Here is a 23912-nt window from a genome sequence, read left to right as displayed (position 1 = left end):
TGGCGACCCGGCGTCGCAGGCTTCAAGCTGCGGGATTCGGGGGCAAGGCATCTCCAACGCCAGCCCGGCCCTGCACAAGGTGGGGTGGCGCTTCCTCACTCAGTGATCTCTTGTTCAGATGCTGCTTGATCTGCTCGCGCAGCCATCGATGCCCGGCCACTTGATGGTCCCGGTGATGCCACACCATGAAGCGCGACAAGGGCGTGCGGGGAAGCGCCGGCGGTAACGGCAGCAACCGCAGTCCCTCAGACAAACGAAGCATCGCCACACCCTGGCGATGACTGACGGACGCCAACCTGTCCGTGGTCGCAATTACCACCGCCAGTTGCTGCAAGTGCGCAACGGTACTCAGACGCCGCGAAGACAGCCCCGCGTCCACCGGGGCCGCGTCCAGTGCCTGACCTTGCAAACCTGCTTCAGCCGATGCGAGGCCCGCGTGTGATTCGGTGGCGAAGGACGTCAAGTCCAGCGAACTACGTATGCGCGGGTGAGCCACGCTAAGACAGCAGTGAGACAACTCGCAGTCCGCCACGTGCACTGCGTGCAAGTCGGCCGCATCGTCCGGCGGTGCCATGGCAGACAGCGCCAGGTCTACCCTGGCTGCCCGCAACTCCTGCCAGATGCCCTCATCCATACCCAGCAGGTCGATGCGACTGCGCGGGGCGGCGGCGACCAGCGAGGCGTAACAGGCGTTGATGTCCAACTCGTTGAAGTCTTCGGCGTAGGCAATCCGCCAGTGTGCAGGCGCGTCGGCGGGAGAAAAGCTGGCGTGCCCATGTCCAATGTCTTCCCACAGTCGCAAGATGTCGCGAAACGCCTCCAGCGCATATTCGCCGACCGGTGTGGCCAGGTAGGCGCCGTTCTCGCGCACCACCAGTTCGTCCGCCACAGCCTGACGCAATCGCTGCAGAGACTGGCTCGCCGCTGAGGGGGTCATATGCAAGGCCTCAGCGGCCGACGTCAAGTTCTGCTTTTCGTACAGCGCCACAAGCAAGGCGAGTTGCCGGATGTCTATGGCGCTCATCCGTGAACTCCGTTGAACCCGCTGGCTTGATGCCTGGCTGGTTCTTCACCCGAGGCATGGCGGACCAGACCTCGCAGCCACAGGTGCGCATTGCTGCGGTGCGTGCGTTCGTGCCAGATCATGTGCAGCGACGACCGCACACGCGTCAATTCATCGGGCAAGGGGAGCGTGCGCAGGCCATGAACATTGCCGACCAGAACCTTGGCGCCCTCGGCGGTCATGGTGAGCAAGTGGTCCGTGTGCGCCGCCATGTGCACGCAGGCCCACATGGATTGCACATAGATCGAACGGCGCATACCCAGACCCGCTGCCAGCAAAGTCGCGTCCAACGGACTTCGGGTGGCCGGATCCAGGTTGCGATAGTGCGCAATCAGGTGCTCTTCGGCCAGGTACTGCGCGAGCGTGAGCGACGATCCAATGCGTGGATGTCCCTCGCGAAACACCACATGCGACAAGTCGAAGGTGCACAGCAACTCGTGGTGAAGATCCCGCACATCTTCAGGGGGCGCCGCACTCGCGCACAGCACGTCCAGGCGCCCTGAGCGAAGCGCCAGAATGTCCACGCTGTTGTGCAGCGGAACCTGAAGGTCAAGCTGCGCTCGCGGCGCAAACCCACGAAACGTGCGATGCAGTTTGAGCAGATCGGGGTGAGCAACGTGCGCCACGCAAGCCAGCCCGAACCGCAACTCGCATTGAGCGGGGTCGAATTGCTCGCTATGGCTGAGCACGCTCTGCCACCGATGCACGATGGCACGGGCACCCGTCAGCACCTGCTCGCCATAGGGGGTCAATCGGTAGGCAGCGCCATCGCGCACATACACGTCGGCAGCGAAGGCAGGGCGAAGCCGGGCCAGGGACTGACTCGCTGCCGACGAGGTCATGCCCATGCGCTGGGCGGCCTGCGCGAGGCTTCCCGCATCCACCAACTCGCACAAGAGCTGCAACTGACGAATGTCGACGTTCTTCATGCGGCAAGGCGCTCCACCAGGGTGAGCGTCCCGCCCGCACGACCTCGCCCACCCAATTGGCGCGAAGCCTATCGCAATTGCACTTTCAGCGGCAGCCCCGAACCGAGAGCCGGCAAGGCACGCACGCGCTTGTCAGCGGCTGCCGAGCCCCATCTGGCGCGATATCAACTCTTTCATGATTTCGTTGGTGCCGCCGTAAATGCGTTGCACTCGCGCATCGGCATAGGCACGTGTGATGGGGTATTCCCACATGTAACCATAGCCGCCATGCAGCTGCACGCATTCGTCCATCACCTTGCATTGCAGGTCGCTGCACCAGTACTTGGCCATGCTGGCGGTGCCCGAATCGAGCTTGTCTGACACCAACAACTCGCAGCACTTGTCCACAAACACCCGTGCCACCTGCACCTCGGTCTGCAGCTCGGCCAGGGTGTAGCGCGTGTTCTGGAAGGCGCCGACCGTGCTGCCAAAGGCCTTGCGGTCCTTGACGTATTGCACCGTCCAGTCGATGGCGGCCTGGGCAGACGCCACGGCGCCAATGGCGATCTGCAGCCGCTCCCAGGGCAGTTGTTCCATCAGGCAGACGAACCCTCGCCCGACGAAGTCTGCCCCCCCGAGTACGTTGTCCGCCGGAACCAGTACGTCGTTGAAGAACAGCTCGGACGTGTCCTGCGCCTTCAAGCCGAGCTTCTTGAGCCGCTTGCCCTTCTCGAACCCGGGCATGCCCCGCTCGACCAGCAACAGCGTGGTGCCCTTGGCCCCTGCACTCGGGTCGGTCTTGGCCACCACAATCACCAGATCGGCGTGCCAGCCATTGGTAATGAAGGTCTTGCTGCCGTTGAGCAGGTAGCTGCCATCGGGCTGACGCAACGCCGTCGTCTTGATGCCTTGCAAGTCACTGCCCGCGGCGGGCTCGCTCATGGCGATGGCCCCCACCATGTCGCCTGTGGCCAGACGCGGGAGGTAGTGCCGCTTTTGCGCCTCGGTGCCGTAGTGCAGGATGTACGGTGCCACGATCTCGCTGTGCAGACCGAAGCCCACGCCGCTGAAGCCGCCGCGCGCCAGCGCTTCCATCTGGCCGACCGAGTAGAGCTTGTCAACGCCCGAACCACCATACGCCTCCGGCATGGTCGGGCACAGAAAGCCGTTCTCCCCGGCACGCCGCCAGACCTCCCGGTCCACGAAGCCCTGCTCCTCCCAGGCCTCGTGAAAAGGTGCGATCTCCTTGTCGATGAACCGCTGGAAGCTGTCGAGAAAGGCCGAGTGGTCGCTGCTGAACAGATTGCGTTCGATCATGATGTCTCCGACAGGACGTGACGATTGAATTTTGGAAAGCAGTTGCTTGGCAAAAGTCTATACTGCCCCGCACGATCGGTGTTCACCGAGGAGACAGCCATGAGCGAAGCCTATATCTTCGATGCCATCCGCACGCCCCGAGGCAAGGGCAAGAAGGACGGCAGCCTGCACGAGGTCAAGCCGATCGACCTGCTCGCCGGCACCCTGGAGAGTCTGCACACCAGGCTCAAGTTCGACACCGGCGCGGTCGACGACGTCGTCATGGGCGTGGTATCGCCCATTGGCGAGCAGGGTTCGGTCATCGCCAAAGTGGCAGCGCTCAAGGCCGGCTGGGACTGGCGCTGTGCCGGTGTGCAGCTCAACCGCTTCTGCGCGTCGGGCCTGGAGGCCGTGAACCTGGCCGCCATGAAGGTGCGCAGCGGCTGGGAGGAGCTGGTCGTGGCCGGTGGCGTGGAGAGCATGAGCCGCGTGCCCATCGGCTCCGACGGTGGCGCGTGGGCTCAGGACCCTGCCACCAACAGCGCCACCTTGTTCGTGCCCCAGGGCATTGGCGCCGACCTGATCGCCACGCTCGAAGGCTTTTCGCGCGACGACGTCGACCAGTTCGCCCTGACGTCGCAACAACGCGCGGCACAAGCCCGTGCGGAGGGGCGCTTTCAACGCTCGGTGGTACCGGTGCGCGACGCGATCGGCCAGACCATCCTGGACGAAGACGAGTTCATCAAGCCCCACACGACGCTGGAGGGCCTGGGTGCCCTGCGCCCGGCGTTCGAGCAACTGGGCGGCATGGGATTCGACGCCGTGGCCATGCAGCGCTATCCCCAGGTGGAACGTATCGACCACGTGCACCATGCCGGCAATTCGTCGGGCATCGTCGACGGCGCAGCCGCCGTGCTGATCGGCACCGAAGCCGCTGCCAAGAGCCATGGGCTGACACCGCGCGCACGCATTGTCTCGGCCGCGCTGTCGGGTGCCGACCCGACCATCATGCTCACCGGACCGATGCCGGCCAGCCGCAAGGCGCTGGCCCTGGCGGGGCTCACGGTCGACGACATCGACCTGTTCGAGGTCAACGAGGCCTTTGCAGCCGTGCCCATGAAGTTCATGCGCGAAATGGGCGTGCCGCACGAAAAGGTCAACGTCAACGGCGGCGCCATCGCCATGGGGCATCCGCTGGGTGCCACAGGCGCCATGATCCTGGGCACGCTGCTCGACGAGCTGGAGCGGCGCAACCTCAAGCGCGGACTGGCCACCCTGTGTGTGGGCGGCGGCATGGGCATCGCCACCATCATCGAACGGGTTTGAACCGATGAAGACCATCCAGTACGAGCTGCACCAGGGTGTGGCGACCATCACCTTCGATGAGCCCGGCTCGCCGGTGAACACCATGTGCGCCGACTGGCAGCGCGACATGACCACCGTCACCGGCCTGGTGGTGCGCGACAAGGCGCTCATCAAGGGCATCATCCTGGCGTCGGCCAAACAGACCTTCTTCGCCGGCGCCGACCTCAAGGGGACCATGCGGCTGCAGCCCAGCGATGCGCCCCGCGTGTTCGCCGAGATCGAACAGCTCAAGAAGAACTTCCGCACGCTGGAAACCCTGGGTGTGCCGGTGGTGAGCTGCATCAACGGTGCCGCATTGGGCGGCGGCTGGGAGGTGGCGTTGGTGGGCCATCACCGGGTCGCGCTGGACAACCCGCGCATCCAGCTGGGCCTGCCCGAGATCACGCTGGGGCTCATTCCGGGGGCCACCGGCATCACCAAGATGACCCGGCTGTTGGGCCTGCAGGGTGCGCAACCCTACATCCTGGAGAGCCGACTGTTTTCGCCGCGCGAAGCCCTCGAACTGGGTCTGGTCCATGAGCTGGCGCCCGATGCCATGACCATGCGCGCCGCCGCCGAGGCCTTCATCGCCACCCATCCCCAGGCCCACCACCCCTGGGACGCCAAGGACTACCGCATGCCCGGCGGCACGCCGGCCAATCCCAAGGTGGCCGGCATGCTGACGGTGGCCCCCGCCATGCTGCGGCAAAAGACCCATGGCCTGTACCCGGCGCCCGAGGCCGCGCTGGCGGCGATGGTTGAAGGCGCCCAGGTCGACTACGACACAGCCCTGCGCATCGAAAGCCGCTACCTCGCGCAGCTGATCGTCAGTCCGGTGGCGAAGAACATGATCAACACGTTCTTCTTCCACATGAACGCGGTCAAGAGCGGCGGCTCGCGCCCCAGGGACGTGCCGAAGTACCGCCCCACCAAGGTGGGTGTGCTCGGCGCCGGCATGATGGGTGCCGGCATTGCCTATGCCCAGGCCAGCCGAGGCATTCACACCGTGATCGAAGACGTGAGCCTCGAAAACGCCGAGCTGGGCCGCAGCTACAGCCTGCGCATCACCCAGCCGCGTGTGGACAAGGGCCTGATGAGTACGCGCGAGCAGCAAGCCGTGCTCAACCGCATCACGCCCACCGACCACCCCAAGGATCTGCAGGGCTGCGAGCTCATCATCGAGGCGGTGTACGAAAGCCGCGAGGTCAAGGCACAGGTCACCCGCGAGGCCGAGGAGCAACTGGCCCGCGGTGGCTTCATGGCCAGCAACACCTCCACCCTGCCCATCACGGGGCTGGCCAAGGCTTGCCGCCGTCCCGAGAAGTTCGTGGGCATCCATTTCTTCAGCCCGGTCGACAAGATGAAGCTGGTCGAGATCATCCGCGGCCAGAAGACCGATGACGAGACCATTGCGCGAGCCTACGACTACGTGCAGGCACTGGGCAAGCTGCCCATCGTGGTCAACGATTCGCGCGGCTTCTACACCAGCCGAACCTTCGGCACCTACGTGATGGAAGGCGCCGCCATGCTGGGCGAGGGCATTCCGGCACCGGTGATCGAAAACGCCGCAGTCCAGGCCGGCATGCCGGTGGGCCCACTGGCGGTGCTCGATGAGACCGCCCTGTCGCTGTCGGTGCATGTGCTGGATCAGACGCGCGCCGACCTCAAGGCCGAAGGCAAGTCCTACGAAGGCTCACCGGGCGAACTGCTGGTCGAGCGCATGGTCAAGACGCTCAAGCGTGCGGGCCGTGCGGCTGGCGGCGGCTTCTACGACTACCCCCAAGGGGCGCGCAAGCACCTCTGGCCCGAACTGAAAGGCCTGTTCGAGGACCCCAAGCTCGCCTGGGAGCTGCGCGACGTCAAGGACCGCCTGCTGTACCGGCAGTCCGTGGAGACGGCACGCTGCCTGGCCGAGGGCGTGCTCACCAGCGCCCACGACGCCAACATCGGCTCCATCTTCGGCATTGGCTTTCCGGCCTGGACCGGTGGCGCGCTTCAATTCGTCTATGGCCAGGGCATCGAGCATTTCGAGCGCCGCTGCGACGAACTGGCTCGCCGATATGGACCGGGCTTCCTGCTCGACGGCGCGGCACGCGACGCCCTGCGCCGATTCCAGTCGGTCTACTGAGCCACCTTCTTCTGCCTTTTTGAACCCATCCCCTTTCATGCCCCGTCTGTCCCACAAGATCTGCCTCATCACCGGCGCCGCCCAGGGCATCGGCCTGGCCACCGCCGAAACCTTTGCCCGCGAAGGCGCCACCGTCATCGTGGCCGACCTCAAGCCCGAGCCCGTGGCCGACGCCGTACACCGCTGCCAGGCGCTGGGCGCCACCGCTGAAGGTCAGGTACTGGACGTGACGGATCGCGACGCCGTCGAGCGTGTGGTGGCCGAGGTGCTGGCGCGCCATGGCCGCATCGACGTGCTGGTCAACAACGCCGGCATCACCCAGGACGCCAGGCTGCAAAAAATGACGCTGGCGCAGTTCGATCGCGTCATCGACGTCAATCTGCGCGGCGTGTTCCATTGCGCCCAGCTGGTGGCCGACGCCATGGTCAAGCAGGGGCATGGCGTCATCCTCAACGCCTCGTCAGTGGTCGGCATCTATGGCAACTACGGGCAGACCAATTACGCCGCCAGCAAGTTCGGGGTGATCGGCTTCACCAAGACCTGGGCACGCGAACTGGGCCCCAAGGGCGTGCGCGTCAATGCCGTGGCGCCCGGATTCATCGAAACACCGATCCTGGGCACGATCCCCGACAAGGTGATCGGCGAGATGAAGCACCGTGTGCCGCTGGGTCGCCTCGGAAGGCCTGAAGAAGTGGCCAGCGTCTACGCCTTCCTGGCCAGCGACGATGCCAGCTACGTGAATGGCGCGGTGATCGAGGTCAGCGGCGGCATGTCGGTGTGAAAGTAGGCATGCTTCCCTAGACAGTTGACGTGACGGAATCCGCAGACGCGAGCGGGCCCGCCGGGTGGGCAAACCGCGTCACCGGGGCGTGTTACAAATTCGGGTTTTCGCGCCGCCCTGCCCTGAATGTTTCCCCCCGCCACTCCTGCCAATGAACCGCAACGCCTGGCCCGCCTGAGGGCCCTGCGCGTCCTGGACACCCTGCCGGAGCGGGCTTTTGACGACATTGCGGCCCTGGCGCAAACCCTCTGTGACACGCCGATCGCGCTGATTTCCTTCATCGACGAAGACCGCCAGTGGTTCAAATCCCGCATCGGCGTCCCTGACGAACAGACGCCCAGGGCCTCGGCCTTCTGCGCCCACGCCATCCTGACGCCCGAGCGCGTCATGGTCATCGAGGACATGGCCGCGGACGCCCGCTTTGCCGGCAGCCCACTGGCGCAATTGTTGGGCGGCACTGGCTTCTACGCCGGTGCGCCCATCGTCACACGCGACGGGCTGGCCCTGGGCACGCTGTGTGTCATCGACCACCAGCCCAGGCAGATCACCGAGGTGCAGGTCACCTCCCTGAAACGCCTTGCCGACATCGTCAGCGACCTGCTCGAGCACGAAGGCGTGCGCCGGCTGGAGCAGGAGCAGACCGAGCGCGACACCGCGACGCGCAACGCGCGGCTGACGGCCATGACCGCCGCCGGCATGGACCTGCAGGCATTCATCGACCCGGACGGCATCTACCGCCACGTCAACGACACCTACCTCGAATACAACGGCTGCGCCGCCAGCGACGTCATCGGCCGCCATGTGGCCGAGCATGTGGGCGAAGCGCTGTACCGCGACGTCGTCGGGCGCCAGCTGGCGCGTGCGCTGTCGGGCGAGTCGGTGTTGTATCAACGACAGGCCGACTTCAAGGGACGGGGGAAGCGGCACATGGAGGTCGCCCTGCTTCCGGTACGCGAAGTCGACGGGAAACTCGCCGGCGTGGTGCTGCGGGGCCGGGACATCGAAGTCCTCAAGCGCAACGAGTCACGCCTGAACGCAGCGGTCAACCAGCTCGAGCGCAAGACGCTCGAGCAACAGCGCCTGATTCACATGCTGTCGCATGACCTGCGCGAACCGGTCAATGCCGTCAACAATTTCTCATCGCTGCTGCTGGAAGAACACGCGCAGTCCCTGCCCGCAACCGCCCACCGCCATCTTGGCTTTGTGCGTGAGGGTGGCTTGCGCATCAGCCGCCTCATTGACGGCCTGGCCACTTACGCACAACTCGATGATCACGCGCTGCGCCTTGAACCCGTGGACACCGCGGAGATCGTGCGCCAGGTTCGCGAAGCCCTGGACGGCGAGCTTACGACTTGCGCCGGACGCATCGAGGTCGGCAGCCTGCCGATCATCATGGCCGACGCCAACCTGCTTCGCATGGCCTTGCACCAGCTCATTGGCAACGCGCTGAAGTTCGCGCGGCCCGGCGTACCGCCCGTGGTGCAAGTCAAGGCCACGCAGGATGAGGCCCTGGACATGCTGCACGTCACCGACAACGGCGTGGGCATTGCCCATGAGCACCACGGGAACATTTTTGGCCTGTTCACCCGGCTTCACAACCGCCGCGAGTACGATGGCGCCGGCTTGGGACTGGCCATCTGCCAACGGGTGGCCGACCTGCACAGAGGACGGCTGAGCCTGCAGTCCGAACCCCGGCAAGGTAGTTGCTTTACCTTGCACCTGCCGGCCGCCGCCGGACCCGCCTGATTCCCGAGACTCCCATGACAGCGCCAGAACGTTTCATCCTGATTGACGACAGCGACGCAGACAACGTCTACCACGAGATCATGATCCGCCGCGCCGGCTTCAAGGGCGACGTGGTGATCTTTGACAACGGCAGCGACGCCCTCAGCTTTCTGCAGCAGGACCCCCTCAAACTGCCGACCTGCATCTTCCTGGACATCAACATGCCAGTGATCGACGGCTTCGAGGTGGCGGCCAATGCCGCGCCCTTGCTGGAAGGCAAGCCCACCACGATCCTGATGATGCTGACCTCCTCCGGCGCTCCTCAGGATCGCCAGCGCGCCAGCGAGATTCCCGTCATCAAGGGATACGTCATCAAACCCCTGATGGCCGACATGGTTCGCGACATGCTCAAGGCGGCTTGAGCCATGGGCGAAGAGGCGCCGGCCAAACCGCAGTCTCGCGCCGAACTGTTCACTGCCTTCACCTGGCTGGCGCTGCAGGGCTTTGGCGGTGTGCTGGCCGTGGTGCAACGCGAACTGGTCGAGAAACGCCAGTGGCTCACCCGCGAGCAGTTCGTTGAAGACTGGGCCGTCGCGCAGATCATGCCCGGCCCCAACGTGGTGAACCTGTCCATGATGATCGGCGGGCGCCACTTCGGTCTCACGGGCGCGCTGGCCGCGCTGGCCGGCATGTTGCTGGCGCCATTGGCGCTGCTGCTGACCCTGGCAACCGTGTACAGCCAGCTGGCCGATGCCCCTCAGGTGCAGGCTGCGTTGCGCGGCATGGGGGCGGTAGCGGCGGGCCTGATTGCGGCCACCGGTTTAAAGATGATCGGCGCGCTGCGCACCAACGTCATGGGCATGGGCGCCTGCATCGGCTTTGCGCTGGCCAGTTTCGTGGCAGTCGCCTTGCTGCGATGGCCGCTGGCCTGGGTGCTGCTCGGCCTTGGTTCGCTGGCCTGCGGCTGGGCCTGGCACCGCTTGGCCAGACAGGTGGCCTCACCGTGACGGCAGCACCTGTTGCCATCGACTGGCTGCAGCTGTTCCTGCATTTCCTGACGCTGTCGTTGCTCGCGGTAGGGGGCGCCATCACCGTGGCGCCCGACATGCACCGCTTTCTGGTTACCGAGCACGGTTGGCTCAGCGACACGCAGTTCACCTCTTCCATCGCGTTGTCGCAAGCGGCGCCGGGCCCCAACGTGCTGTTCATTGCCTTGCTCGGCTTCAATGCGGGCTTGAATGCCGGTGGTGGTCCGCAGGCGGGATGGTGGTCCTGGGTGTTGGGTCTGTTTGGCGTCGTGACCACCATGGTGGCCATCCTGCTGCCCTCCTCGGTGTTGACCTACACCGCAACCCAGTGGGCGCACCGCAACCGGGAACGCCGTGTGGTGCGTGCCTTCAAAGCGGGCATGGCGCCCATCGTCATCGCCTTGCTCATTGCCACGGGCTGGCTGGTGACCGCCGCTCACGACCAGCCCGCGCGCGATTGGCGCCTGTGGTTGGTGACCGCGGTGAGTGCCGGCCTTGTCTGGCGAACCCGCTTGCACCTGCTTTGGCTGCTGGGTGCTGGCGGCGCGCTCGGCGCGCTTGGCTGGCTCTGAGCACCTCGGGCACCCAACCGGTGGCGCCCTGAAGGCCCACGGTGGTCGCCGCTGCCCCGACAGTGTCATTCCGACGCCATAGATTCCGTCGGGTTGGGGTGCACAGGCCAAATAGTTCACACAACGTCCCCCAACAAGAGGTCGATTCTGCAAATGGCTTCGTTACAGTTGGTATCAGGTAGCGCTCTTTTGTATTAGATTGACCGGCTTTGGTCAGACGGGACTGCGGGCATGCGCACAAGGAAGCAGGGATCGGTTTCAGCGGACGAGGCACCCCGTCTTGGGGATTGGCTGGTCCGTGGTGCGACCGAATGGGGCAGTCAGGTTGCCATCGACAGCGTGATCGAAGGGCAACTGACCTATGCCCAGCTTCTGCGTCAGGTCGAAGCCGAGGCCGCGCAGTGGACGGCTGCCGGCGTTCAGCCCGGCGAGCGGGTGGCCATCGCGGCGTCGCGAAGCACCGCGTCGGTGGTGTCCATCCTCGTGGCCGCCCACCTGCGGGTGGCCTACGTGCCGCTGGACCTGTCCTACCCAGCTGAGCGGCTGCAGGCCATGCTGGAAGATGCCGCACCGCGGGCAGTGGTGGGCGCTCCTGACGCACTGGCCGCCCTGCGGGCGCAAGTGCCTGTATTGCCGACGCTGGACAACCCCGCGCCAGCCGAACAAGGGCTGCATGCGGCCACCCCTGACCTGGCCTACGTGCTGTTCACATCAGGGTCTACCGGTCGCCCCAAAGGGGTGGCCATGGGCGACCTGCCCTTGCGCCATCTCATTCATTGGCACGCTCGGCACCCGCGTCTGGGCCTGGCGGCGCGCACGCTTCAATTTGCCCCGCTGTCTTTCGACGTCCACTTTCAGGAGATTTTTTCCACCCTGGCCTGCGGCGGCACCCTCGTGCTGGTGCCTGAGGCACAGCGGCGCGACCCCGCCCAATTGCACCGGCTGCTGCTGGCGCAGCGTGTCGAACGGATCTTCGTCCCCTATGTCGCGCTGCAGATGATTGCTGACGCCTCGCGCGACGAAGCCCCTTGCGCGTTGCGCGAGGTGATCAGCGCCGGCGAGCAGTTGCAGGTCAGTCCCGCCATCCGATCGATGTTCGAGCGCTTGCCGCAAGCGCAACTGCACAACCACTACGGCCCCACCGAGAGCCACGTGGTCACCGCGCACGAGCTGACCGGTGCCGCCAGTGGCTGGCCCGAAATTCCCCCCATCGGCTTGCCCTTGCCGCATGTGCGCGTGGCGCTGCGCGAGACGGAGCAAATGGATGGTGGTGCCACGCAAGGTGAACTGCTGCTTGGTGGCGACACGCTGGCCAACGGCTACCTCGGTCGCGCAGAGCTCAGCGCAGAGCGGTTTCGTACCGACATCGCCGACCTGCCTGGCAGGTGGTACGTCACCGGTGACCTGGTGCGTCAGGCCGCCGACGGCACCCTCACCTACCTCGGACGCGCTGATCAACAGGTCAAGGTCGATGGCTTTCGCATCGAACCCGGCGAGATCGAGATCGCCCTCATGGCGCATCCGACGGTCAAGGAGGCGGTCGTCACGGCACCCGATGTGCCAGGTATCGGCAAGCAGCTCGTGGCCCACGTGGTGCTGCACGAACCGCTGAGTGATGAGGGCACCCGCAAGCTGAGTGCACAGTGGCGCCCCTTCCTGCGCGCACGCATGCCAGAGTACATGGTGCCCTTGCGCTACGTGGTGCTGCCGCGCCTGCCGGTGACGCCCAGTGGAAAGATCGACCGGCGCAACCTGCCTTTGCCAGAGGTCGCCCTCTCCCACGGCGACGCGTCCGATCCTCGCGCACTCGTTCACCAAGTATGGAGCGAACTGCTGGGTGTCGAGCACATTGACGAACAACACAACCTGTTCGAACTGGGCGCCAAGTCGCTGCTGGTGATGCGCTTCATTGCCCGCCTGCGCGACGCCGGTGTTCAGCGCATCGGTGTCGCCGATGTATATGACAAGCCCACCATTGCGGGCATTCTGAGCAGGCTTGACGACTCGGTGGCCACCGCCAAACGTCAGACCCGCCGAGGACAGGCCAGCGCCACGAACGGCATCGCCATCGTAGGCATGGCGACGCGCGTGCCCGGTGCAGGCGATGTCGACACGTTCTGGAGCGCTCTGTTGCAAGGCAAGGAAGGCATCCGCCATTTCAGCCCATCCGAGCTCGACCCCGCCGTGCCCACGGACTGGCGGCAACGCCCCAATTTTGTGGCCGCACACGGCGTGCTCGACGACGCCGATCGATTCGACGCGGCGCACTTCGGCGTGTCGGCCCGCGAGGCCACCGTGCTCGACCCGCAACAGCGCCTGATGCTTGAGCTGAGCATCACCGCCCTCGAGCACGCCGGCATCGACCACACCCGCTCTGCGTCGCGCATCGGGGTCTATGCCGGCACGGGCAACAACGCCTACGCGCACGCGCTGCGCCAGGAACAGCCCGAGCTGATCCAGCAGTACGGCGAGTTCGCCACCATGCTGGCCAGCGAAAAGGACTACGTCGCCACCCGCATCGCCAACCGCCTCAATCTCAAAGGGCCGGCCATCAGCATCCATACCGCCTGCTCTACCAGCCTGGTGGCGGTGGCACAGGCCTGGCATGCCCTTGCAAGCGACCAGTGCGACATCGCCCTGGCCGGCGGCGCCAATGTGCACGTTCCCCAGGCCACGGGCTACCTCCACGTCGAAGGCGGCATGGAGTCTGCCGATGGCCATTGCCGCCCGTTCGATGCAGACGCCAGCGGCACGGTTTTCGGCAGCGGCGGCGGCATGGTGGTCCTCAAACGCATCGAGGATGCGCTGGCCGACGGTGACACCATCTACGCCGTGATCAAGGGCGTGGGCGTCAACAACGATGGTGGCGACAAAGCCAGCTTCACTGCGCCCAGCGTGAGCGGCCAGGCGGACGCCATTCGCATGGCACTGGACCACGCCGGCATTGACGCGCGCAGCATCGGCTACGTCGAGGCGCATGGCACGGGCACTTCGCTGGGCGACCCGATCGAGATCGCGGCGCTGTCCCAGGCCTGGCGGGGTGACACCGGCGACAACGCCTTTTGCACCATCGGCTCGGTCAAGGGCAATGTCGGCCACCTCGCAGCGGGTGCCGGCGTCGTGGGGCTGATCAAAGCAACGCTGGCCCTGCAGCACGGCACCATTCCGGGCACCTTGCACTTCCAGCATGCCAACCCGCAAATCGACTTTGCGCACTCGCCGTTTCGGGTCACCGCTGACAACACGCCATGGGCAGACACCGCGGATTCGCCGCGGCGCGCTGCGGTCAGCTCGCTGGGCGTGGGCGGCACCAACGCCCACGTCATCATCGAGCAAGCCCCTGCCCTGGCAGACGTGGTCAAGCCCCAGGAATCTGCCCGCTGGGTTCTACCCCTGTCTGCCCGCACGGCCGACGAGTTGTCGGGGCGAGCCGAACAACTGGCCAGCCACTTGCAGCAGCATCCGGGCACGCCCATCGCTAGCGTGGCGGCCACATTGATGCGCGGACGTCGCGAAATGGGCCAACGCGCCAGCGTGGTGGCAGAGACCGTTGAGGAAGCCATCCAGGCGCTTCGGTCCATCAAAACCGCGACCGCAGCCAAAACCCCGCGCCTGGTGTTCCTGTATCCGGGTCAAGGTTCCCAACACCCGGGCATGGCCCGCGGCCTGTACGACAGCTCGGTGGCCTTTCGCGACGCGCTCGACGCATGCCTGACGCGGGTCCTCCAGCGGACGGGCGTTGACCTGTTGCCGTGGCTGGTGCACGCCGAGCCCGGCGACGCGCAGGCGGCCAGCCAACTGGCGCTCACCCAGCACACGCAACCGGCCTTGTTTGCCATGTCGTACGCGCTCACGGCCTGGCTGGACAGCCTTGGCGTGCAGGCCGACGCGGCCATCGGCCACAGCATCGGCGAGTACGCCGCGGCATGCCACGCGGGCGTGTTCGAGCTGGACGGCGCCGTCGAAGCGGTGATTGCCCGCGCCACCGCCATGGCCGAGCAACCCACCGGTGCAATGCTCGCCGTGCGCCTGGGCGCCGACGTGCTGCGCCCCCGCCTTCCGCCCGAGGTTGAGATCGCTGGGTGCAATGCGCCTGCGCTGACCGTGGTGGCCGGACCCTTTGCCGCCATTGAGGCGTTTGCGGTCACGCTGGAAGCGCAGGAAGTGGACTGCACCCGCCTGAAGGTTTCGCACGCCTTTCACAGCGCCGCCATGCAGGGCGCACTGCCGCGCATCGCCGCGGCAATTGACCAGTGCACGCGTCGCGCGCCGCAACGCACCGTCTATTCCTGCGTCAGTGGTGCCCCCCTGACAGCCGCTGAGGCCCTCGACGCCGACTACTGGGCACGCCAGGTGCGCGCCCCCGTGATGTTCAGCAAAGCCATCGAGACCGAATTGGCCAAGGGCGACGTTCTGTTTCTCGAAGTCGGACCCGGCCAGGCCCTGTCGGCACTCGTACGCCAGCACCGCACGGCGCAAGCCAAGGTGCCGAATAACCTGGCCTTGCTGGGTCCGGCCAACGCCCCCGGCGATGCCGAACGCCATGCATTGACCGCCCTGGGGGCGCTGTGGAGCCATGGCGTGCGCGTTCGCTGGCCTGTTGCGGCATCGGCCCCCCGGGCGACCCTGCCCACCTACCCATTCAAGCGCGATCGCCATTGGTTTGCGAGAAGGGCACCGCAGGCACCAGCCCTGTCGACCCTGTCCAGCGACACCAGCGCGGCCATCGCCGTCCCCGTTTCATCACCCGAGCCCTCCCTGCCCATGAGTCGACTGCCCAACCTCGAAGCCGAACTCCAACGCATCGTCAGCGATGTGTCCGGGGTACCCGCCGCTGAGCTGACGCGTGACGCCAGCTTCGTTGACCAGGGTCTCGATTCCCTGTCGCTGACCCAGGCCACGCTGGAGATCGAACGGGTGTTCGGCCTCAAGCTGCGCTTCAGGCGCTTGCTTGAAGACCTGGACACCATCGGCAAGCTGGCCGGTCTGCTCGACACCGAACTGCCGCCCGATCGCTTTGCGCCAGCACCGGCTGTCGCCCCTGCGGCAGTACCCACGGCCGCTGCGGCCATGCCGGCTCCCACCCAGGCATTGGCCATCCCGGCCGTTGCGACGGCCATGGCCGCGCCTGCTGGCTCGGCCCTGCAGCAGCTCATCCAGCAGCAAATGCAGCTGATGTCCCAGCAGCTGGCGCTGCTGGCCGGTGCGCCGCAAATACCTGTCGCACCCATGGCTCCCGTGCAGGTGGCACCGACGCAGACCGCCGCTGTGGCGCCGGCCCCGACGAGCGCGCCGGCCGCCGCCACGGGTGCTTCCGCCCCGACCGGCGCGAGCGAGCCCGACATCAAGTCCCTGGTTGAAAAGCCCTTTGGCGCCTCTCCCCGCCTGACCCTTCAGGCCGGGCAGGACTTCACACCGGAACAGCATCGCTGGATCGACGATTTCATCGCCCGGTACAACGCGCGCACCGGCAAGTCCAAAGCCTTCAGCCAGGACAACCGCAAGGTAATGGCGGACCCGCGCGTCGTCACCGGCTTCAACCCGATGTGGAAGGACCTGGTCTACCCGATCGTGGTCGACCGCTCCAAAGGTGCCAGCCTGTGGGACATCGACGGCAACGAGTACATCGACCTGCTGTCCTGCTTCGGCGCCAACATGTTGGGCTACCAGCCTGACGACGTGCTGCAGGCCATGCACCGCCAGCTCGACCTGGGTCTGGAGGTGGGCCCCCAACATCCGCTGTCGGCCGACGTTGCACGACTCATCGCCGAGTTCACCGGCATGGAGCGCGTGGCGTTCTGCAACACCGGTTCCGAAGCCGTGATGGGCGCGATGCGCATTGCGCGCACGGTGACCGGGCGCAAGAAGATCGCGATCTTCAACAACTCGTACCACGGCATCTTCGACGAGGTGATCGTGCGCGGCACCAAGCAGCTGCGTTCGCTGTCGGCGGCGCCCGGCATCCTGGCCAATGCGGTCGAGAACATTCTGGTGCTTGACTGGGACAGCGAGGAGTCGCTGCGCATCCTGCGCGAGCAGGGGCCACAACTGGCGGCCATCATGACCGAGCCGATCCAGAACAAGTACCCCAACGTCCGACCCAAAGCCTTTGTGCAGGCCCTGCGAGACATCGCCACCCAATCGGGTTGTGCGCTGATCTTCGATGAGGTCGTGACGGGCTTTCGCGTGGCCCGCGGCGGTGCCCAGGAGTTCTACGGCGTGCGCGCCGACATCGCCACCTTTGGCAAGGTCATTGGGGGCGGGCTGCCTTTTGCCGCCATCTCCGGTGCCTCCCACTGGCTGGACGCACTTGATGGCGGCCACTGGCAGTACGGCGACGACTCCTACCCCGAGGCCGGCGTCACCTACTTTGCCGGCACCTTCGTGCGCCACCCGCTGGCCCTGGCTGCGGCGCACGCCTCGTTGCTGCACATCCAGCGCGCGGGCGCGGCGTTCTACGACACCATCAACCAGCGCGCGCAGCGCCTCGTCGACCGCCTCAACGCCGGGTTCACCCGCCTTGGCGCGCCCTGCAACGCCGTGAACTGCACCTCCATCTGGCGCCTGCACTGGGATGACGGCCTGAAAAACGTCAGCCTCTTCTACTACCTGATCCGCCATCTGGGTCTGCACGTCTACGAGCAGTTCGGCCACTTCGTCACCGAAGCCATGGACGACGCTGTCATCGACCGCATCGCAGACACCATGCTCAAGGCCCTGGACGAGCTCATGGGCCTGGGCTTCATCCCTCGGCGCGACGGCGGCGCCCCGGGTGGTGGCCGTAAGCCCGACGCCGCCGAGCCCCAGACACAAGCTCTTTCGGCAACCCAGCCCACCGAAGGAGCGCTGTCGCCGGGTCAGACCGAACGCTGGTTGGTGGCCGCCTTTGACGACGCCGCCCGGCGCGCACTCAACGAGTCGTTCTGCGTCAGCGTCCGGGGTGACGTCAACAAGGCCGCACTTCGACAGGCCCTGCAAGACGTCGCCATGCGCCATGACGCGTTCCAGTTGACTTTTGACACCACCGAACCGCTGCAGCGTGTGCGCCCGGCCCAGCCCGTGGTGATCGCCGAAGTCGATCTGCGCCATGAGGACGACGCCGAAGCGGCCCTGGATGCCTTTTGCACCCAGGCCAGCCAGCGCGACTTCCAGCTCGACCAGGCGCCACTGGCCGCGTTCAGCCTGATCGATCTGGCCGATGGCCGGGTGGTGGTGCATGTGGTGGCCAGCCACCTGATCTTCGATGGCTGGGCATCGAGCGTGTTCAACACCGAACTCGCCGAGGCATACCAGGCCCGACGACAGGGTCACGCCCCCCGGTTTGCCAAAACCGCCGAGTCCCCCGTCGCCTTTGCGCTGGTCGAGCAGGCCCGCATGAGCGGTGCGCAGGGCCAGGAGGCACTCGACTTCTGGAAGGAAGCCCTGCGCAACGCGCCTGCGCCCGTGAACCTGGGCGACCGCCAGCCGCAAGGGCGCCGTCGATTCATCGCAGACACGGTCCGGGTCCGGATCGATGGCCAGCGCTTTGCAATGCTGCGCGAGCGCGCAAAAGCCAAACGCGCCACCCTGTTTCAGTGGCTTCTGGCCGCCATCACCCGCCTGATCCACACCGAAAGCGGCCAGGGCGACTTCGTGGTGAGCATTCCCTATGCCAGTCAATCCCTCGATCGACACGGCCCATTGATGGCCGACGGTGTGCTCGATCTGCCACTGCGCCTGGCCTGTACTGCTCAGGACACCGATGAGACGCTGCTCACGCTGGTGCGCTCGCGCCTCATGGATGCCCTGGAGTACCCCGTCATGACCCAAGGCACGCTGGCACGTGCGCTGGGCATGCCCAGCCGCGGTGACCGTCCGCCGCTCACGGGGATCTACTTCAACCTCAACCCCAAGGTCGATCTCTCGGGCTACCTGCCGTTGCAGGCCTCCATGCACGAGGGGCGCAAACAGGGCCTTCTGGCAGAGCTGTTCTTCAACTTCTACGAACAGGGCGACGCCCTCACGCTGGACCTGCACCACAGTGCCGAGTTCTTTAGCCCAGCGCGCGCGCAGGCACTCGTCGACGGTCTGCTGCAGGAAATCGATCGCCTCAACGGCGCGCCAACGACCGCCAAGGCGCAGGCGGCCGTGCCGCAACCGGATACCACCGGCAGCGCAGGCACCAAGGGCGCTGCCGCCGACCCGAGGATCGTTGCGTGGAACCGCGCCACCGACGTGCCTTTCGATGTGAGCACACGTGTGGAGGCCTCCATTGCCCAGCAGGCGCTGCGCACGCCCAATGCCGAGGCGGTGGTCGCGCAAGGCGTTCGCCTCACCTATGCGCAACTGGAGCAGCGCGCCAATCAGTTCGGACATCTGCTGGCTCAGCGGGGCGTCGGCCCAGGCGCACTGGTCGGGGTGTGCATGGCGCGCGGCCCCGAACTCGTCCCGACATTGCTGGGCATCCTCAAGACGGGTGCGGCGTACGTGCCGCTCGACCCGGGCTTTCCCAAGGATCGGCTGGACTACATGGCTGAGGACGCCGGCCTGCGTCTGATCGTCACCGAAGCAGCGAACGCCGCCCTGGGCGGTTTGCCGCGCGATCAACAGATCCGGATCGACGACGACCGGGCCGCCATTGATGCCGCGCCAAACCATCCGCTGCCGGCACCGATCAACCCCGACGGTGACGCGCCGATGTACGTCATCTACACCTCGGGCTCCACCGGCAAGCCCAAGGGCGTCGTGGTGCCGCAACGCGCGGTGAGCAACTTCCTGGCCACCATGCAGAGCGAACCGGGCCTGCAGGCCAGCGACCGCTTGCTCGCCGTGACCACGCTGTCCTTTGACATTGCAGTGCTCGAGCTGTATCTGCCGCTGATCACCGGCGCATGCACCGTACTCGCTCAGCGCGATGAGGTCATGGACGGCGAAGTGCTGGGCCGCCTGATGCTTGAGCACCGCATCACGGTGATGCAAGCCACCCCGACAACCTGGCACATGCTGCTCGATGCCGGCTGGCAGGCCAGCGCCGACCTGCGCGCCTTGTGCGGTGGCGAGCCCTTGCCACCGTCACTGGCCGCCAAGCTGCTCACCAGCGGTGTCGAGCTCTGGAACATGTATGGGCCGACCGAGACCACCGTCTGGTCCACGCTGTGTCGCATCACGGATCCGCGCCAGAAGATCACCATCGGGCACCCGATTGCCAACACCCAGGTCTGGGTGTTGGACGAACAAGGCAAGCCTTGCGCAATCGGCCAGGAAGGTGAGCTGTGCATTGGTGGCACAGGCGTTGCCAATGGCTATTTCAAGCGCCCCGAACTCACGGCCGAGCGCTTCGTGCCTGACCCCTACCACCAGCAGCCTGGCGCGCGCATGTACCGCACCGGCGACCTCGCTCGCTGGCTCGACGATGGGTCCCTGGAACACCTGGGTCGGCTGGACTTCCAGGTCAAAATCCGGGGCTACCGCATCGAGCTGGGCGAGATCGAGGCCCGACTGGCCGCTTTGCCCGGCATCGCGCGCACCGTGGCCATGGCCCGCGAGGACACTCCAGGCGATGTGCGCCTCATCGCCTACGCCGTTGCCGCCACCGGCGCCACCCCCGATCCGCAGGCCTTGCGCGAGGCCCTGCGGGGTGGTTTGCCGGACTACATGCTGCCGCAGCAAGTGGTCTTGCTCGATGCCATGCCGCTGCTGCCCAACGGCAAGATCGACCGCAAAGCCCTGCCCGTTCCCACGTCGCAGGCGCCCGCGGCCAATGGGCCACTCAAAGCCGCGTCCAGCGAGACCGAACGCGCAGTCATGGCCGCCATGCAGGCTGTGCTGAATCTGCCTGCGATCGGCGCCGACGAGAACTTCTTTGCCATGGGCGGGCACTCGCTGCTGGCGGCAAAGCTCATGGGCCAGCTCAACAAGTCCCTGGGCCTGCAGCTGAACCTGCGCGTGTTGTTCGAGTCCCCCACTGTCGAAAAGCTGGCCAGCGCCATCGACGCTCAGCGCGGGGGCAAGACGCCTCAGCGTGCACCGTTGACACACCAACCCGAGCGCCGCCAGGCACCCCTTACCCTGATGCAGGAGCGCATCCGGTTCATCGAAGAGATGCACCCTGGCCGTGTGGTCTACAACGTCCCGTCGGCGCACCGGCTGCGCGGCCCCATGAACGCCGAGGTGTTCGACGCAGCGTTTCAGGCCATGGTGCGGCGCCAGGCGTCACTGCGCACGATCGTCGTGCGCGATGGCAACGCCTGGGTGCAGCGCACACTGGATCAGGTGCCCTGCTCGCTGCTGCCCATCGAAGACTTGAGTCATGTGCCCGCCGCCCAACGCGAAGAAGCCATGTCCGATCTGGTCGCGTCCTGGGTGGCGCAGCCCTTTCAACTCGATCAGGCGCCGCTGTTTCGCGCGCGTCTGATCCGCTTGGAAGAAGACCACCACATCTTTTTCTTCATGACCCACCACGTTGTGTGGGACGGCTGGTCGTTTGACCTGCTCTATGAAAACCTCAGCGCGCTCTATACGGCCAAGCTCGAAGGCCGCGAGGCCGATCTGCCTGCGATGCCGCTGCAATATCTGGACTTTGCGGCCTGGCACAACGAGTGGATGCAAAGCGAGGAAATTGCCGCACAGCTCGACCATTGGCAAAAGCCGTTCCTCAAGCGACCGGTACCCGCCCCGCTAACGGACCTGCCCCGTCTGCCCGGCGCCCAGCGCGAAGGCGCCACCGAGTACATGCACCTTGAGCCGGCCGATGCCGAGCGTGTGCGCGAAGTGGCCAAGCAGACCGGCGCAACGCTGAGCATCGTGGCCTTTGCGGTCTACGCGGTACTGGCTTCGCAGCTGTTGCACGACCCCGAACCCACCATCGGTGTCCCCGTTCGTGGCCGGCCGCATCCGGACCTGGAACCCATCATGGGGTTCTTCAACAACATGCTTCCCGTGCGACTGAGCGTTCGCCACGACCTCACCTGGCTCGACTGGATCAAACAGGTCCGGGCCACGATGGTGGACGCCTTTGCCAACCAGGATGTGCCCTTCGAGCGACTCTCGGAGGCGCTTGAAACCGCACAGCCCGGCCAGCACGGACGCCTCTACCAGGCGCTGTTCACGTTCCAGGACGCGCGGGCCAGACCCGCAAACTGGGGCCCCTTGACCCACGAGCGCACCAAGTTCAAGCACCGGGGCGCGACCGAAGATCTCAACTTCTGGCTGGTTGAAATTCCCACCGGCATCGAGGGGGGCATTCAGTACGACACCCAATTGTTCCTGCCCAGCACGGCCAGGCTGCTGCATAAGCGATTCATGGCCACCCTGATGGCCCTGGCCGACAAGCCGACGCAGCGCATCGCCGACACCATCGCATTGGGCGCCGACGAGACCGCTCGCCTGCAGGCGCTGGATGCACCGGCACTGAACGGACAAGACCCATTCAAAGCGCTCGGACGGGACGATTGCAGCACGCGGCTGCGAGCGAATGGCGAATGGCTGGACGCCGCAGGCATACGCGCGCGCATGGCCTCTGCCGAGGCCCGTCTGGATCAAGGCAATGGCGCCGTCACCGTGCCCGGCCCCGCAACAGCGGATGCATTGCTGACCATGCTTGCCGCCCTCCAGACGGGTCGCGGCGTCCAACTGCAGGCCGGTGGCGTGGTGGACGCTGGCCGCTGGCGCAACACGGTGGAGGCGCTGGCCCAACAGGTCCAGCTGCTTCCGGGTGACCGGATGCTCGCCTACGGAGGCCAGCCTGGCTTTCTGCTGTGCCTGATGGGACTGGCGCTGCGACAAGGCGTCGAGCTGAGCTTGCTCGATGCCGGTGCAGCCATCGACCCAACCCGCGTAAGCGAGTTGCGCGCCGATGACACCGCGCTGGTCTTTGCGGATGCCAACACCTGGGGTGCGCTGCTGGACGCCAACGAAGGTCGCGCGCTGTCCCTCATCGCCGCACTGGACGTTCGCGAGACGACGCCCATGCTGTCGCAGCGCCTGGCCGATACGCCTACCAGCGCACTCCACCTCGCGCTCGACCCGTCCACCGGGCTCGTTGTGGCCGCCGGGTGGGCCAACGGGGCGGGCGATCATGACACCTTCGGCCGCCCCCTCGTGCGAGACACAGTGCACATTGGTGAACAAGCCGACCAGCTCGCCGCCATCGGCGTGCCGGCACCCCTGTGGTTGCGCGACAGCCAGGGCGCCTGGCGAAACGCCGGCGTGCTGGCGCGATGGCGTGCCGACGGCGTGCTGCAGTTCCTGGGTGAACTGGATGGACACGCAACGCTCCACGGGCAACGCCTGTCCCTGGGTGAGATCGCTGCCGACCTGACCCAACTGCCTTTGATGCAACGCGCGGCCACCACCGTGCAAGTGCAGCCGGATGGCACGCGCCGGCTGATCGTCGGCATCGAACCCGACAGCAACGTTCAGGAGGGCGGCCTGACGGCCCTGTTGCAGCGCGTGCAGCAACGGCTGACGCAGTGGGTCCCGGACAATCTGCGCGCATCGGTCGACGTGCTGTGCTTTGACCGCCTGGCCACGACGGCCGATGGCCGATTGGCGATCGCTGCATCCCGGCTGCGCAGGCAGGCAAGCGTGACGGACAGCGCGAACGACTTTCAGGGTTCCGCCACCGAGCGCGAGATCTTCCTCGTCTGGCGAGACCTGCTGGGGACGGCCGCCATTCGACGCAACGACAACTTCTTCGACCTCGGCGGCACGTCACTGACTGCGATGCAGGCGGTGCAGAAGCTGGAACAGAAGATCGGCAAGCAAGTCAGTCCCCGCCGCTATGTTTCCGAGACCCTGGCGCAGCTTGCCGCTGCCTACGACGGACAGGCGCACACGTCGGCTGCCACAGCCAGCGAACCCGCTGCCTCCACGCCCACCTCTGCGGGCGGCATCATGAACCGCCTGCGACGGCTGGTGCAACGCGCCTGACTGCGATGACCGGCCAGGCCTGTTACCGTCGGGGTCCATGACCATTTCCATCCGACATTTCGGCCCATGGAACCGGCCGATGGTGGGTGTTCACGCGCTCGCCGAGGGAGCAACGCCCCCGCGCGCCAGGTTCCTGCTTTGTCGCCCACTGGGGCAGG

At 66.1% G+C, this 23912-nt stretch carries 11 protein-coding genes; 8 read left to right on the top strand and 3 right to left on the bottom strand.

The genetic code is table 11. From position 1 onward, the window contains the following. Nucleotides 1-22 precede the first annotated feature (22 nt). From KF871_RS16485 to KF871_RS16475, 3 genes are all read right to left on the bottom strand, one after another. On the bottom strand, nt 23-1024 hold the full coding sequence (locus KF871_RS16485) for a LysR family transcriptional regulator (RefSeq protein ID WP_291144986.1): 1002 nt from the start codon (nt 1022-1024) through the stop codon (nt 23-25). Then, nucleotides 1021-1992 carry a LysR family transcriptional regulator gene (locus tag KF871_RS16480; RefSeq protein ID WP_291144983.1) on the bottom strand — a complete coding sequence of 324 codons (972 nt, stop codon included), beginning with the start codon at nt 1990-1992 and terminating at the stop codon, nt 1021-1023. Before KF871_RS16480 ends, KF871_RS16485 begins: the two co-directional genes overlap by 4 nt. A 132-nt stretch (nt 1993-2124) precedes the next feature. After that, nucleotides 2125-3288 (bottom strand): acyl-CoA dehydrogenase family protein, encoded by a 1164-nt coding sequence (locus KF871_RS16475; RefSeq protein WP_291144980.1) that lies wholly within the window; start codon nt 3286-3288, stop codon nt 2125-2127. 99 nt (nt 3289-3387) lie between these two features. Between KF871_RS16475 and KF871_RS16470 the strand changes: the two genes are divergently transcribed. The 8 genes from KF871_RS16470 to KF871_RS16435 all read left to right on the top strand — a co-directional run bounded on the left by KF871_RS16470 (nt 3388) and on the right by KF871_RS16435 (nt 23754). Continuing rightward, complete coding sequence (locus KF871_RS16470) at nt 3388-4593, top strand: acetyl-CoA C-acetyltransferase (protein WP_291144977.1); 1206 nt, start codon at nt 3388-3390, stop codon at nt 4591-4593. A 4-nt stretch (nt 4594-4597) separates the two neighbouring features. After that, entirely contained in the window at nt 4598-6739 is a 2142-nt protein-coding gene (locus KF871_RS16465) for a 3-hydroxyacyl-CoA dehydrogenase NAD-binding domain-containing protein (protein WP_291144974.1), read from the top strand. 37 nt (nt 6740-6776) lie between these two features. Continuing rightward, the gene (fabG, locus tag KF871_RS16460; protein ID WP_291144971.1) at nt 6777-7520 is read left to right on the top strand and encodes a 3-oxoacyl-ACP reductase FabG; all 744 of its coding nucleotides are present in this window, start codon (nt 6777-6779) and stop codon (nt 7518-7520) included. A gap of 126 nt (nt 7521-7646) precedes the next feature. Further along, nucleotides 7647-9266 (top strand): ATP-binding protein, encoded by a 1620-nt coding sequence (locus tag KF871_RS16455; RefSeq protein WP_291144968.1) that lies wholly within the window; start codon nt 7647-7649, stop codon nt 9264-9266. A 14-nt stretch (nt 9267-9280) separates the two neighbouring features. Continuing rightward, nucleotides 9281-9667 carry a response regulator gene (locus tag KF871_RS16450; protein WP_291144966.1) on the top strand — a complete coding sequence of 129 codons (387 nt, stop codon included), beginning with the start codon at nt 9281-9283 and terminating at the stop codon, nt 9665-9667. A gap of 3 nt (nt 9668-9670) precedes the next feature. Next, nucleotides 9671-10252, top strand: a complete 582-nt coding sequence (locus tag KF871_RS16445; RefSeq protein ID WP_291144963.1) for a chromate transporter — start codon at nt 9671-9673, stop codon at nt 10250-10252. Further along, a complete protein-coding gene (locus tag KF871_RS16440; RefSeq protein ID WP_291144960.1) occupies nt 10249-10845 on the top strand; it encodes a chromate transporter in 597 nt (198 codons plus the stop codon). Before KF871_RS16445 ends, KF871_RS16440 begins: the two co-directional genes overlap by 4 nt. Nucleotides 10846-11076: 231 nt before the next feature. Then, on the top strand, nt 11077-23754 hold the full coding sequence (locus KF871_RS16435) for a non-ribosomal peptide synthetase/type I polyketide synthase (RefSeq protein ID WP_291144957.1): 12678 nt from the start codon (nt 11077-11079) through the stop codon (nt 23752-23754). Nucleotides 23755-23912 lie beyond the last annotated feature (158 nt).

The sequence above is a fragment of the Hydrogenophaga sp. genome (assembly GCF_019635465.1).
GTDB lineage: Bacteria > Pseudomonadota > Gammaproteobacteria > Burkholderiales > Burkholderiaceae_C > Hydrogenophaga.
The sequence above is the reverse complement of the archived record's forward strand: the minus strand, read 5'-3'. Positions and strand labels throughout refer to the sequence as shown.

Coding starts and splice junctions, on each gene's coding strand:
- KF871_RS16450 (WP_291144966.1), top strand. CDS start 9,281: ATGACAGCGCCAGAACGTTTCATCCTGATTGACGACAGCGACGCAGAC.
- KF871_RS16470 (WP_291144977.1), top strand. CDS start 3,388: ATGAGCGAAGCCTATATCTTCGATGCCATCCGCACGCCCCGAGGCAAG.
- KF871_RS16475 (WP_291144980.1), bottom strand. CDS start 3,288: ATGATCGAACGCAATCTGTTCAGCAGCGACCACTCGGCCTTTCTCGAC.
- KF871_RS16455 (WP_291144968.1), top strand. CDS start 7,647: ATGTTTCCCCCCGCCACTCCTGCCAATGAACCGCAACGCCTGGCCCGC.
- KF871_RS16435 (WP_291144957.1), top strand. CDS start 11,077: ATGCGCACAAGGAAGCAGGGATCGGTTTCAGCGGACGAGGCACCCCGT.
- KF871_RS16485 (WP_291144986.1), bottom strand. CDS start 1,024: ATGAGCGCCATAGACATCCGGCAACTCGCCTTGCTTGTGGCGCTGTAC.
- fabG (WP_291144971.1), top strand. CDS start 6,777: ATGCCCCGTCTGTCCCACAAGATCTGCCTCATCACCGGCGCCGCCCAG.
- KF871_RS16465 (WP_291144974.1), top strand. CDS start 4,598: ATGAAGACCATCCAGTACGAGCTGCACCAGGGTGTGGCGACCATCACC.
- KF871_RS16480 (WP_291144983.1), bottom strand. CDS start 1,992: ATGAAGAACGTCGACATTCGTCAGTTGCAGCTCTTGTGCGAGTTGGTG.
- KF871_RS16445 (WP_291144963.1), top strand. CDS start 9,671: ATGGGCGAAGAGGCGCCGGCCAAACCGCAGTCTCGCGCCGAACTGTTC.